This is a genomic window from Streptomyces sp. NPDC033174 (assembly GCF_055577795.1).
The window spans coordinates 637,917-650,594 of sequence record NZ_JBVIPQ010000004.1 but is presented as its reverse complement, the minus strand read 5'-3'; the positions used below and the strand labels follow the sequence as shown (position 1 = coordinate 650,594).

The following is a 12,678-nucleotide window of genomic DNA, read 5'->3' as shown; positions in this document are numbered from 1 at the left end:
GGAGCGAGAACGCCCCGTCCCTCCTGCCCGTAGGTAAATGCTGCTGTGAGAAAAGACTGTTCTTCGGACGGTACCCCAGCATTGTCACCCGTGGCCGTCTTCCCTTGCTCCAACGGCGGGAAGGGGCTGTGGGTTCCCGTGCGGTCCGGCGGGTTCAGCCGCCGTAGACGTGCGGGGCGAGCGTGCCGACGAAGGGGAGGTTGCGGAACTTCTCCGCGTAGTCCAGGCCGTAGCCGACGACGAACTCGTTGGGGATGTCGAAGCCGATCCACTTCACGTCGATCGCGACCTTGGCGGCGTCGGGCTTGCGCAGCAGCGTGCAGACCTCGAGGGACGCCGGCTCGCGCGAGCCGAGGTTCGACAGCAGCCACGACAGGGTCAGGCCGGAGTCGATGATGTCCTCGACGATCAGGACGTGCTTGCCCTTGATGTCGGTGTCGAGGTCCTTGAGGATCCGTACGACGCCGGAGGACTGGGTGCCCGCGCCGTACGACGAGACGGCCATCCAGTCCATGGTGGCGGGGGTGGACAGCGCGCGCGCCAGGTCCGCCATCACCATCACGGCGCCCTTGAGGACTCCGACGAGGAGCAGATCCTTGCCCGCGTACTCCGCGTCGATCTTCGCGGCCAGCTCGGCCAGCTTCGCGTCGATCTCTTCCTTGGTGATGAGCACCGACTTGAGGTCGGTGCCCATGTCCTTCTCGTTCACCCGGGTCACTTTCGTTGCAGCGTGCGTCAGCCTTGCCGAATGACCAGTCTGCCACCCTGCCGACGTGCCTCGACGCGGCCGGGCAGATTGATGGCCCCCTGGCCGCGCCAGCTCGTGATCAGCCGGTCGACTTCTTCGATGTGGCGGGCGAAGAGGGAGCCGGCTGGGGCGCCCTCGGCGATGACCGCGCGGCGCAGCACGCGGCGGCGGACGGCGGGCGGCAGTCCGAAGAGCTTGGCGCACTCCAGCTGGCCGGCTTCGTCGCGTACCGAGGAGTCCGCCTCGGCAGCCCAGGAGTCCAGGGCGTCGGCGTCGTCGCGGGAGAGCCGGGCGGTCCGGGCGAGGGCTTCGACGACACCCTTGCCGAGCGCCTTCTCGAGGGCGGGCAGGCCCTCGTGGCGCAGCCGGGAGCGGGTGTAGGCGGGGTCGGTGTTGTGCGGGTCGTCCCAGACGGGCAGCTGCTGGACGAGGCACGCCTTGCGGGCGGTCTGGCGGTCGAGCTGCAGGAAGGGCCGCCGGTAGCGGCCGGCGGCGCCGGAGACGGCGGCCATCCCGGAGAGCGAGCGGATGCCGGAACCCCTGGCGAGACCGAGAAGGACGGTTTCCGCTTGGTCGTCGCGGGTGTGGCCGAGGAGGACGGCGGCGGCGCCGAGCCGGTCGGCGGCCTCGTCGAGCGCGGCGTAGCGGGCATCGCGGGCGGCCGCCTCGGGGCCGCCTTCGCGGCCGACGCGGACGGCGATGGATTCGACGGGGTCGAGCCGCAGCGCGTGGAGGCGTGCGACGACCTCGGCCGCGCGGAGGTCGGAGCCGTCCTGGAGGCCGTGGTCGACGGTGATGCCACCGGCCCGGACGGAGAGCTTGCGGGACTCGAAGGCCAGGGCGGAGGCGAGCGCCATCGAGTCGGCGCCTCCGGAGCAGGCGACCAGCACGAGAGGGGCGAGCGGCTCGCCCTGCGCGGAGTCGCGGTCGGTGTGCTCGGTGATGTCGTTCAGTACGTCGTGGAGTACGCGGCGGACCGCCAGGCGTATCGCCGCGACCGCAGGATGGGGACCCATGTCCGGTGCCCTTCGTGGAAGTTGGGGGTGCCTCGGTCGGAGTCTTAACGGTCGTAACAGGGGGTTCGGTCACTCAGAGTGCGTCGATGGTGACAGAACACGGCCGTTCCCCGAGCATTGCACGCCTACCCATGCCTCACGGTCCCTCGGATGGGTGATTAGGGGGGCGTTCCTGTGCCGTCCGGCCGTAATGGGCTCATGAGTCCGTCCTGCGGTGCACCCGCGCGATCCAGTCCGCCGGTTTGGCGATCTCCGCCTTTGTGGGCAGCGTGTTGGGGGAGGTCCACACGCGGTTGAAGCCGTCCATGCCGACCTCCTCCGCCACGGCGCGTACGAACCGCTCGCCGTCGCGGTACTGGCGCAGCTTGGCGTCGAGGCCGAGCAGCTTGCGCAGTGCCTGGTCGAGGCGGGAGGCGCCGCGAGCCCGGCGCTGCTGGAACTTCTCGCGGATCTCGGCGACGGAGGGCACGACCTGGGGACCGACACCGTCCATGACGTAGTCGGCGTGGCCTTCGAGCAGGGACATGACGGCGGTGAGGCGGCCGAGGATCTCGCGCTGCTCGGGGGTCTGCACCAGTTCGACGAGGGAGCGCGCCTCGTCGCCCTCCTCGGCCTCGGGGCGGCCGCCGGAGAAGGCCTGGACGGCCTCACGGAGGCGTTCCAGCACGGTCGTCGGGTCGATGTCGGTGGCGTTGAGGAATGACTGGATTTCGCCCTGAAGGTGGTCGCGGAGCCAGGGGACGGCGGTGAACTGGGTGCGGTGGGTCTCCTCGTGGAGGCACACCCAGAGCCGGAAGTCGTGCGGGTCGACCTCGAGTTCGCGCTCGACGTGGACGATGTTCGGGGCGACGAGCAGGAGCCGGCCGCCGCCGTTGCCACTGCCGGGCAGCTCACGGGTGACGGGGGCGAAGGTCTCGTACTGCCCGAGGACGCGGGATGCGAGGAAGGACAGGAGCATGCCCAGCTCGACGCCGGTGACCTTGCCGCCGACGGCGCCGAACACGGCGGCGCCGGGGGTGCCGGAGCGCCGTTCGCGCATCTTGTCCAGGAGGGGGGAGAGCAGTTCGCGGAAACCGGCGACGTTGGCCTTCACCCAGCCGGCCCGGTCGACCACCAGGACCGGGGTGTCGTCCGGTTCATGGCCCTCGGGCACCATCCGCGTGTAGGCGCGGACGTGTTCCTCGGCGGCCTTCGCGTGCCGCCGCAGCTCGGCGACGACCTCTCTGGCCTCTTCCCGGGTCACCTCCGGCCCGGGACGCACGAGTCGGATCGCGGTCGCGACCGCGAGGTTCCAGTCGACCATCTCGGCACCACCGATGCTCGTCATGCGTCAACCGTACGTGGTGACGACCGCATCGGTGAGAGTCATGCGGGACGCGGCGGTCAGCTGTTCGGGGCGAGTGCGGCGGAGAGCCGGTCGAGGGCGGGCTGTGCGGTGTACGGGGAGGGAGTGCGTCCGGCGAGGAACGCGAAGGCGAGGAGGCGGCCTTCGGCGGTCACGACGGTCCCGGCGAGGGCGTTCACGCCGGTGAGGGTGCCGGTCTTGGCGCGGACCAGCCCGGCGCCGGGCGAGTGGGCGTCGAAACGGGTCCTGAGGGTGCCGCTGAAGCCGCCGACCGGCAGGCCGGTGAGCACGGGCCGCAGCCCGGGGCGGGCGGGGTCGGCGGCGCGGGTGAGCAGCGAGGTGAGGAGGGCGGCGGAGACCCGGTTCTGCCGGTCCAGGCCGCTGCCGTCGGTGAAGCGGGCAGCGGTGAGGGGCACCTTGAGCCTGGCGAGGGTGGTCCGGACGGCCTCTCCGGCGCCCTGGAAGCTCGCCGGCCGGCCGGTGGCCAGGGCGGTCTGGCGGGCCAGGGCCTCGGCGAGGTCGTTGTCGCTGTAGGTCAGGGTGCGCTCGACGAGGGCGTCGAGCGGGCGGGACTGGGTCCTGGCGATCGGGGTGCCCTTGGGGGCGCGGCCGGGCACGGAGGCGGACCCGACGGAGACACCGGCCTCGGCGAGGGCGCCGGCGAAGGCGGCCGCCGCGTCGCCCGCCGGGTCGCCGCTGCGGGGGGCCGGGCCGCTGTTCGACGTGTCGAGGCGGCCGGCGTTGAGCATCAGGGCGCTCACCGGGGCGATGTTGTCGTTGACTCCGATGCGGTGGAGCGCGGGTCCCTTGTAGAGGGAGGTGTCGTGGCTCAGCCGGACGGTGGTGACGCCCCGGTCGCGCAGGACGCGGGCGGCGCCGGCGGCGAGGGCGCGCAGCCTGGTCCGGTCGAGGGTGGGGTCGCCGCCGCCGACCAGGGTGATGCTCCGGTTGTCCGGGGACGCGACGACGGTGGTGGGGATGCGGTGGTCGGGTCCGAGCGCGGTGAGCGCGGCGGCCGCGGTGGCGATCTTGATGGTGGAGGCGGGGGTCATGGGGACGGCGTCGCCGTTCCCGTACAGGCGCTCGCCGGTGGTGACGTCGACGACGGAGGCCGTGCGCAGCGGTCCGAGTCCGGGGTCGTTCAGCAGCGGGCCGAGGGTGGCGGCCAGACCGGCCGGGCCGCGGTGCGAGGTGCCGAGGGCGGTGAGTACCCGGGCGGCGCTGGGCGCGGGGGCGGGGCGGTGGACGGAGGGGGTTTCTTCGTGATGTGCGCCACCTGTTCGGCCCTGGGCGGCTGCCCGGGACCGCTCGGCCTTACGCTGACCGGAGTCCCAGGGCCCGGCCGTGGCAACCGCTCCGGCCGCCAGGACCAGGCCGAGTACGGCTGAGCCTGCCGTGAGCTGCCACAATCTCGGCTCCGGCATCGCTGACCAGCCCCTTTCGCGATCACACACATGCGTGAGGGACACTTAATCACTGCGCCCTGTCGCAAGCAGACATATGTGTTGATCAGGAGGAGCCACCCGTGGAGTTCGACGTCACCATCGAGATCCCGAAGGGATCGCGGAACAAGTACGAGGTCGACCACGAGACGGGTCGGATCCGGCTGGACCGTCGCCTCTTCACCTCGACCAGCTACCCGGCCGACTACGGCTTCGTGGAGAACACCCTCGGCGAGGACGGCGACCCGCTGGACGCGCTGGTGATCCTGGACGAGCCGACCTTCCCCGGCTGCCTGATCAAGTGCCGGGCGATCGGCATGTTCCGGATGACCGACGAGGCGGGCGGCGACGACAAGCTGCTCTGCGTGCCGGCCTCCGACCCGCGTGTGGAGCACCTGCGGGACATCCACCACGTGTCCGAGTTCGACCGCCTGGAGATCCAGCACTTCTTCGAGGTCTACAAGGACCTGGAGCCGGGCAAGTCGGTCGAGGGTGCCAACTGGGTCGGCCGCGCCGAGGCCGAGGCCGAGATCGAGGCCTCGTACAAGCGCCTCGAGGCGCAGGGCGGCGCCCACTGAGTGGGGCCCCATTGAACGTCTGACGGGCGGTGCACCGATACGGGTGCGCCGCCCGTTGCGCGTGGGACGGTCTGCTCGTGCCCATACTGGGCAGACAGTCCGAATGGGAGCGAGGGCATACACAGTGGTGGCGGAGCCGGACGGCCCGGAAGACCGGAAACCGCAGTCGGACGAGGCGCGCAGCGCGTTCACTCCGCCGACCGGGGTGGAACAGCCGGCCTTGCCCGAGGAGGAGCATCCGACCTCGGAGTTCGCCGTTCCGGACGGGCTGTCCCCGGAACCGCCGAGCGAGGCGGAGGGCTCGGCCTTCGCGCCGCCGTCCACGTACTCGGCACGGCAGTCGCCGCCCGCGTTCACGCCCGCGCACGGCATCCCGATGATCAGGATGTCGAAGGACGCGCCGTGGCAGGACCGGATGCGCACGATGCTGCGGCTGCCGGTGAGCGAGCGGCCGGTGCCGGAGCTGACGCGCAAGGACGACGAGGCCGGGCCGCCGGTGGCGCGCGTTCTCGACCTCACGCTCCGTATCGGCGAGCTGCTGCTGGCGGGCGGCGAGGGCGCGGAGGACGTCGAGGCGGCGATGTTCGCGATCTGCCGTTCCTACGGCCTCGACCGGTGCGAGCCGACCGTCACCTTCACCCTGCTGTCGATCACGTACCAGCCGTCCCTGGTGGACGACCCGGTGACCGCGAACCGGACCGTACGGCGCCGCGGCACCGACTACACCCGGCTGGCGGCGGTCTATCAGCTGCTCGCCGACATCAACGCCGAGGACCACGACGTGTCCCCGGAGGAGGCCTACCGGCGCCTCGCGGAGATACGGCGCAACCGGCACCCGTACCCGGGCTGGGTGCTCACCCTGGCCGCGGGCGTCCTCGCCGGGGCGGCGTCCCTGCTGCTGGGCGGCGGGCTGACGGTGTTCCTGGTGGCGGCGCTGGGCGCGGTGCTGGGTGACCGGCTGGCCTGGCTGTGCGCGGGGCGCGGGCTGCCGGAGTTCTACCAGTTCCTGGTGGCGGCGATGCCGCCGGCGGCCATGGGTGTGGCGCTGACGCTGCTGCACGCGGATCTGCAACCGTCCGCGGTGATCACCGGTGGGCTCTTCGCCCTGATCCCGGGGCGGGCGCTCGTCGCCGCCGTGCAGGACGGTCTGACCGGCTTCTACATCACCGCCTCGGCGCGGCTGCTCGAGGTCGGCTACTTCTTCGTCGCCATCGTCATCGGGGTGCTGTCGGTGCTGTACGTCGCCGTGCAGTTCGACGCGAACCTGAACCCGGAGGGCGTGCTGAACCCGGTGGAGCGGCCGGTGGTGCAGCTGCTCGCGTCGATGGTGCTCTGTCTCACCTTCGCGATCCTGCTCCAGCAGTCGCGCGACACGGTGCTGTTCGTGACCCTCAACGGCGGCGTGGCCTGGGTGATCTACGCGTCCATCGCGGTGACCGCCGACGGCTCGGCGGTGATGGCCACGGCGGTGGCGGCCGGTCTGGTGGGACTGTTCGGGCAGCTGATCGCGCGCTACCAGCACACGTCGTCGCTGCCGTACGTGACGGCGGCGATCGGGCCGCTGCTGCCCGGTAGCGCGACGTACTTCGGTGTCCTCGCGATCGCCCAGAACAACCTGGATCAGGGCTTCGCCTCGCTGGCCAAGGCATCGGCGCTGGCTCTGGCGATCGCGATCGGGGTGAACCTGGGCGGCGAGCTGGCCCGGCTGTTCATCCGGGCACCGGGCTCGGGCGCGGGCCGCCGCGCGGCCAAGCGGACACGCGGATTCTGACGCTCCTGGCGGCTCTCTCAGCGCTTGGCGTGACGGCCGCGGGGGGCGGCAGGGGGCTCCTCGATGCCGTCCGCCGGCGCCTGGCCCTTGCTCTTGTTGCCCTTGGAGCGGGCGCGCAGGAACTCGATGGCGATCGGGACGACCGAGATCAGCACGATGGCGACCAGGATCAGCTCGATGTGCTTGTGCACGAACTCGACCTTGCCGAGCGAGGCACCGAGCAGGGTGACGCCCGCGCCCCAGAGCAGGCCGCCGATCACGTTGAACGTGATGAACGAGCGGTAGTTCATCCGGCTCACACCGGCGATGATCGGCGTGAACGTGCGCACGATGGGCACGAAGCGGGCCAGGATCAGCGACTTGGGGCCGTGCTTCTCGAAGAACTCGTGGGCCTTCTCGACGTTCTCCTGCTTGAAGAGCTTGGAGTCGGGGCGCTTGAAGAGCGACGGGCCGACCTTGCGGCCGAAGAGATAGCCGACCTGGTCGCCGATGACCGCGGAGAGCACCACCAGGGTGCACACCAGCCACAGCGGGGTGTCCAGCACTCCGGTCGTCACCAGCAGACCGGTGGTGAACAGCAGCGAGTCGCCGGGCAGGAAGAAGCCGATGAGCAGGCCCGACTCGGCGAAGACGATGACCAGGACGCCGATCAGCCCAAAGGTCTCGATCAGATAGTCGGGGTCCAGCCAGCTCGGTCCGAGCGCAAGCGTATTCACGGGTTCCGGGCTCCAGGGTCGGGGGGGCGGGACGGCTGCCCAAAGCTATCAACGGTTGCCGTCGGCGCCGCGTTCCACCAGTTCCCCCAGGATGCGCTGTGCGGGCGCCGGGGCAAAGCTGTGCGCCAGGAGGTATGTGCCCATGAGCATCGATGACTACGGCGGCGGGCAGGGCCCGCAGTCGGATGTGCTGGTCGTCACCACGAATGACGTGCCCGGCTATCAGGTGCAGCAGGTGATCGGTGAGGTCTTCGGGCTCACCGTGCGCTCGCGGCATCTGGGCAGCCAGATCGGCGCGGGGCTGAAGTCCATGATCGGCGGGGAGCTGAAGGGGCTGACGAAGACGCTCGTGGAGACCCGCAACCAGGCGATGGAGCGGCTGGTGGAGCAGGCCCGGGCGCGCGGCGCCAACGGGGTGCTGATGTTCCGCTTCGATGTGACGGAGGCTGCGGACGTGGGGACGGAGGTCTGCGCCTACGGCACGGCGGTGGTGCTGGCCCGCACGTGACCGCGCCGGGGCGGCGAGGGGTACGGGAGCGGGGGACGGAGGCGCCTTCCTCCCCCGCTCCCGTACCCCTTCACCCGATCAGGCGTGACGGGCCGCGTTGGCGAGGATCGCGTCCCGCAGGTGCTCGGCGAGCCCGGGGCGCATGGAGTCGTAGAACGCCTTGAAGCGCTCGTCCGCCACGTACATCTCGCCGAGACACCGGTGCATCTCGTACGGGCACTCGTAGAACCACTGGTTGATCTGCTGCCGGTGCTCCTCGGCCAGGTCCATGGCCCGCTCGCCGGAGGACGGTTCGCCGTCGGCCATCAGGGCCGTGTAGCGGACGCTCCAGTCGTCCGTCTCGGCCTTCATCCGCTTCCAGTCGTCCTTGGTGTAGCGGGCCGCCCTGCGCTGCGACTCGGCGTACGCCTCGGTCCCGCCCCAGCGTTCCTCGGCCTCTTCCGCGTACTGCTCCGGGTCGTTGTCCCCGAAGACCTCGAACCGCTCCTCGGGCGTGAGGTTGATGCCCATCTTCTTCGCCTCCATGGCGTGCTCGACGGCCTCGGCCATTTTCTGCAGCTCGGCGATCCGCGCGGACAGCAGCTCGTGCTGGCGTCGCAGGTGCTCCTGCGGGTCCACTGACGGGTCGTCGAGCAGGGCCGCGACCTCTTCGAGCGGGAAGCCCAGCTCGCGGTAGAACAGGATCTGCTGCAGCCGGTCGAGGTCGCCGTCGTCGTAACGCCGGTGGCCCGCGCGGCTGCGGCCGCTCGGGGAGAGCAGCCCGATCTCGTCGTAGTGGTGCAGCGTGCGCACCGTCACTCCGGCGAAACCGGCGACCTGTCCCACGGAGTAGCTCATGCTCCCCGCTCCCTTCTTCTCGGTACGCCCATCAGCCTGAGCCCTCACGCAACGGGAGGTGCAAGCCCGAATCTCGGGATGTTGTGCGTCATTTGCCCACTTATGGTGGGCGCGTGGCCACCGAAGCTCCCCCGTCACCGCCTTCACAGCCGGCCGCCCCCGCCCGGGCGCTGCTGCCCGTGATCCTGCCCGCTCTGGTGGTCGGGGTGGGGACCAGCCTGCTTCTGCTGGGGGTGAGCGTGGCCGCCGGGAAGCTCCAGGACGTGCTCTGGGAGACGCTTCCGGACGCGCTGGGGGCCGGCCGCTACTCGTCTCTGTGGATGATCACCGTACTGACCGCGACCGGGCTCGCCGTGGGTCTCGTCGTCTGGAAGGTGCCCGGACACGCCGGGGCCGATCCGGCCACCACCGGGCTCGTCGATCCGCCGATCCCGCCCCGCGTGGTGCCGGGGCTGCTCCTCGCCGCCGGCCTGGCGCTGGCCGGCGGGGTCAGCCTCGGCCCCGAGAACCCCGTCACCGCCGCCAACATCGCCCTCGCCTACTGGATCGGCCGCAAGGCCTTTCCCCGCGCGCCCGCCGAACTCTGGGTGTCGCTGGCCGCCGCGGGCACCATCGGGGCTCTGTTCGGAACGCCCGTCGCGGCCGCGCTGATCCTCACCGAGACCCTCACCATGCGGCCGGGGCCCGGTCTGCTCTGGGACAAACTCTTCGGGCCCCTGCTCGCGGCGGGCGCGGGCGGGCTGACGACCGTCCTGATCGCCACCCCCACCTTCGACATCTCGCTCCCCGACTTCTCGGGGCCGCGCTGGGGCGATGTCCTGGCAGCGCTGATCGTCGCGTCGGCCGGCGCCCTGCTCGGCATGGCGGCGGTGTACGCGCTGCCCCACGCCCATGCCGTCTTCCGGCGTCTGAGGCACCCGGTACTGATGCTGACCTGCGGGGGGATCCTGCTGGGACTCCTTGGGGCGCTCGGCGGGCATCTGACGCTCTTCAAGGGCCTGGACGAGATCAAGGTGCTGGGCGCCGACCCCGACGGCTGGTCGTGGGACGAGTTCGCCCTGATGACGGTGGTGAAACTGGCCGCGCTCACCCTCGCCACGTCCTGTGGCTTCCGCGGTGGACGGATCTTCCCCGCGGTCTTCGCCGGGGTGGCCCTCGGGCTCGCCTGCCACGGCCTCGTACCCGCCGTCCATCCCACCCTCGGTGTGGTCTGCGCCGTGCTCGGCGTCCTGCTCGCGGTCACCCGCCAGGGCTGGCTGAGCCTGTTCACGGCGGCCGTCCTGGCCCCCGACCCGAACGTCCTGCCCCTGTTGTGCTTCGCCACGCTCCCCGCCTGGCTGCTGGTCACCGGCCGCCCGCAGATGCAACTCCACCCTTCCGGCGCGCCGTTGCGCTGACCGCCCGCACCCCCTTCAGAAGGAGTTTCCATGCCGCTGCACCAGGGGCCGGCCGAGCCCGACCGCCCGCTGACGTTCAACCCCTTCTTCGGCGAGGCGAACCCGGTCGGCGGCATGACCTCGGCACCCCCCAAGCACCGCCTCCCGGACGGACCGCTGCCTCCGACGAGCGCGTACCAGCTGGTCCACGACGAGCTGATGCTCGACGGCAACTCGCGGCTCAACCTCGCCACGTTCGTCACCACCTGGATGGAACAGCAGGCCACGGAGCTGATGGGCGAGTGCCGGGACAAGAACATGATCGACAAGGACGAGTACCCGCGCACCGCCGAGCTGGAGCGGCGCTGTGTCGCGATGCTCGCCGACCTCTGGCACGCCCCCGACCCGTCCACCGCCGTCGGCTGCTCGACCACCGGCTCCAGCGAGGCGTGCATGCTCGCGGGGATGGCCCTCAAGCGCCGCTGGACACGGTCCAACAGCGACCGCTATCCCGCAAGCGCCCGGCCGAACCTGGTGATGGGCGTCAACGTCCAGGTCTGCTGGGAGAAGTTCTGCAACTTCTGGGAGGTCGAACCCCGGCTGGTCCCGATGGAGGGCGACCGCTTCCATCTGGACCCGCAGGCGGCCGCCGCGCTGTGCGACGAGAACACCATCGGGGTGGTGGCCGTCCTCGGCTCCACCTTCGACGGGTCGTACGAACCGGTCGCCGACATCTGCGCGGCCCTCGACGCCCTTCAGGAGGTGACGGGTATCGACGTCCCGGTCCATGTGGACGGGGCGTCGGGCGCGATGGTGGCGCCGTTCATCGACGAGAAGCTGGTCTGGGACTTCCGGCTGCCGCGGGTCTCCTCCATCAACACCTCCGGTCACAAGTACGGACTGGTCTATCCGGGCGTCGGCTGGGCACTGTGGCGCTCCCCCCTCGAACTCCCCGAGGAACTGGTCTTCCGGGTCAACTACCTGGGCGGCGACATGCCCACCTTCGCCCTGAACTTCTCCCGGCCAGGGGCGCAGGTGGTCGCGCAGTACTACACGTTCCTGCGGCTGGGCAGGGAGGGCTTCCGGGCCGTCCAGCAGACCACCCGGGACGTGGCCCTCGGACTGTCCGACCGGATCGAAGCCCTGGGCGACTTCCGACTCCTCACCCGGGGCGACCAGTTGCCCGTCTTCGCCTTCACCACGGCCCCAGACGTACGGAACTTCAATGTCTTCGACGTCTCGCGCCGGCTTCGGGAACGCGGCTGGCTGGTGCCCGCCTACACCTTCCCGGCCAACCGCGAGGACCTCTCCGTGCTGCGCGTGGTCTGCCGCAACGGCTTCTCGAAGGATCTCGCCGCGCTGCTCATCGAGGACCTGGAGCGGCTGATGCCCGAACTGCGGGGCCAGTCCGCGCCGGTGACCCATGACAAGGAGGCGGCGACCTCCTTCCACCACTGACGCCGGCTCCGGACGCGGCGCCGATCTCCCAGCGGCGTCAGCCTCTCAGCCGCCACAGTCTCCCGGCGTCGATCCCCCGGCGGTCGCTCAGCGGCTCAGCCCCCTGAACCTACGGACCGCCAGCGGGAAGAACACCGCGACCAGCACCAGCGGCCACACCACCGCCGCCGTCAGATGTCCCGGCTCGCCGCCCGGGTTGCCGAACAGGTCCCGTACCGCCGTCGCCGTGGCCGACATCGGGTTCCACTCCACCACCGTCCCCAGCCACCCCGGCATCGTCTCCTCCACCGCGAACGCGTTGGAGAGGAAGCCGACCGGCCAGACGAGGATCTGCACGGCCTGCACCAGCTCGGGACGGCCCGCCACCATCCCCAGGTAGATCCCGATCCAGAGCATGGCGAACCGCAGCAGGAGCAGCAGCCCCACCGCCCCCAGCGAGGCCGCCGGGCCGCCGTGGGTGCGCCAGCCGATCGCGCATCCGACACCGATCATCAGTGCGAGGCCCACGGCGGACTGGAGCATGTCGGCGGCCGACCGCCCCACCAGGACCGCGGAATCGGCCATCGGCATGGACCGGAACCGGTCCACCACCCCCTTGTTGAGGTCCTGGCTGACCGCCGTCATCGTGCCTTCGAGGCCGAAGGCCATGGTCAGCGCGAGCATCCCCGGCACCAGATAGTCGACGTACTCCCCCTCGACCTCCCGGCCGCCGCCCATGAGGTAGCCGAACATCAGCAGCAGCATCACCGGGAAGACCAGCCCGACGGCGAACCGCACGGGCTGCCGGGCCCAGTGGGCCAGCTCGCGTCGGGTCATGGTCCAGCTGTCGACGACGGCGTACGGGAGCACGGGACGGCTCACTTCGCTCGTCGCACTCATGCCG

At 70.9% G+C, this 12,678-nt stretch carries 12 protein-coding genes; 5 read left to right on the top strand and 7 right to left on the bottom strand.

Annotated features, from left to right (window positions below):
* Nucleotides 1-154: 154 nt before the first annotated feature.
* The 4 genes from hpt to dacB all read right to left on the bottom strand — a co-directional run bounded on the left by hpt (nt 155) and on the right by dacB (nt 4,533).
* Complete coding sequence (gene hpt, locus ACZ5VC_RS16650; RefSeq protein ID WP_468711626.1) at nt 155-694, bottom strand: hypoxanthine phosphoribosyltransferase; 540 nt, start codon at nt 692-694, stop codon at nt 155-157.
* Nucleotides 695-735: 41 nt separating this feature from the next.
* Nucleotides 736-1,764, bottom strand: coding sequence for a tRNA lysidine(34) synthetase TilS (gene tilS, locus ACZ5VC_RS16645; protein ID WP_469120741.1), 1,029 nt, complete (start codon nt 1,762-1,764; stop codon nt 736-738).
* A gap of 196 nt (nt 1,765-1,960) precedes the next feature.
* Nucleotides 1,961-3,091: a zinc-dependent metalloprotease gene (locus ACZ5VC_RS16640; protein WP_469120740.1), complete on the bottom strand. Its 1,131-nt coding sequence runs from the start codon at nt 3,089-3,091 to the stop codon at nt 1,961-1,963.
* 56 nt (nt 3,092-3,147) lie between these two features.
* Nucleotides 3,148-4,533: a D-alanyl-D-alanine carboxypeptidase/D-alanyl-D-alanine endopeptidase gene (dacB, locus tag ACZ5VC_RS16635; RefSeq protein ID WP_469120739.1), complete on the bottom strand. Its 1,386-nt coding sequence runs from the start codon at nt 4,531-4,533 to the stop codon at nt 3,148-3,150.
* Between the two features lie 101 nt (nt 4,534-4,634).
* Between dacB and ACZ5VC_RS16630 the strand changes: the two genes are divergently transcribed.
* Entirely contained in the window at nt 4,635-5,129 is a 495-nt protein-coding gene (locus tag ACZ5VC_RS16630) for an inorganic diphosphatase (protein WP_019888410.1), read from the top strand.
* A gap of 124 nt (nt 5,130-5,253) precedes the next feature.
* Complete coding sequence (locus tag ACZ5VC_RS16625) at nt 5,254-6,900, top strand: threonine/serine exporter family protein (RefSeq protein ID WP_469120822.1); 1,647 nt, start codon at nt 5,254-5,256, stop codon at nt 6,898-6,900.
* Between the two features lie 17 nt (nt 6,901-6,917).
* Here ACZ5VC_RS16625 and ACZ5VC_RS16620 read toward each other — a convergent pair whose 3' ends face one another.
* The gene (locus ACZ5VC_RS16620; RefSeq protein ID WP_469120738.1) at nt 6,918-7,616 is read right to left on the bottom strand and encodes a DedA family protein; all 699 of its coding nucleotides are present in this window, start codon (nt 7,614-7,616) and stop codon (nt 6,918-6,920) included.
* Nucleotides 7,617-7,758: 142 nt separating this feature from the next.
* Here ACZ5VC_RS16620 and ACZ5VC_RS16615 point away from each other — a divergent pair, with 142 nt between their 5' ends.
* On the top strand, nt 7,759-8,124 hold the full coding sequence (locus ACZ5VC_RS16615) for a YbjQ family protein (RefSeq protein WP_469120737.1): 366 nt from the start codon (nt 7,759-7,761) through the stop codon (nt 8,122-8,124).
* A gap of 78 nt (nt 8,125-8,202) precedes the next feature.
* Here ACZ5VC_RS16615 and ACZ5VC_RS16610 read toward each other — a convergent pair whose 3' ends face one another.
* On the bottom strand, nt 8,203-8,961 hold the full coding sequence (locus tag ACZ5VC_RS16610; protein ID WP_469120736.1) for a MerR family transcriptional regulator: 759 nt from the start codon (nt 8,959-8,961) through the stop codon (nt 8,203-8,205).
* Nucleotides 8,962-9,074: 113 nt separating this feature from the next.
* On the opposite strand from ACZ5VC_RS16610, the gene ACZ5VC_RS16605 reads away from it, so the two are divergent.
* Both ACZ5VC_RS16605 and ACZ5VC_RS16600 read left to right on the top strand, forming a co-directional pair.
* Nucleotides 9,075-10,358, top strand: a complete 1,284-nt coding sequence (locus ACZ5VC_RS16605; protein ID WP_469120735.1) for an ion channel protein — start codon at nt 9,075-9,077, stop codon at nt 10,356-10,358.
* Nucleotides 10,359-10,388: 30 nt separating this feature from the next.
* Nucleotides 10,389-11,795 (top strand): glutamate decarboxylase, encoded by a 1,407-nt coding sequence (locus tag ACZ5VC_RS16600; protein ID WP_469120734.1) that lies wholly within the window; start codon nt 10,389-10,391, stop codon nt 11,793-11,795.
* Between the two features lie 87 nt (nt 11,796-11,882).
* Here the strand turns inward: ACZ5VC_RS16600 and ACZ5VC_RS16595 are convergent, their stop codons facing one another.
* Nucleotides 11,883-12,674, bottom strand: a complete 792-nt coding sequence (locus ACZ5VC_RS16595) for an ABC transporter permease (protein ID WP_469120821.1) — start codon at nt 12,672-12,674, stop codon at nt 11,883-11,885.
* Between the last annotated feature and the right edge of the window lie 4 nt (nt 12,675-12,678).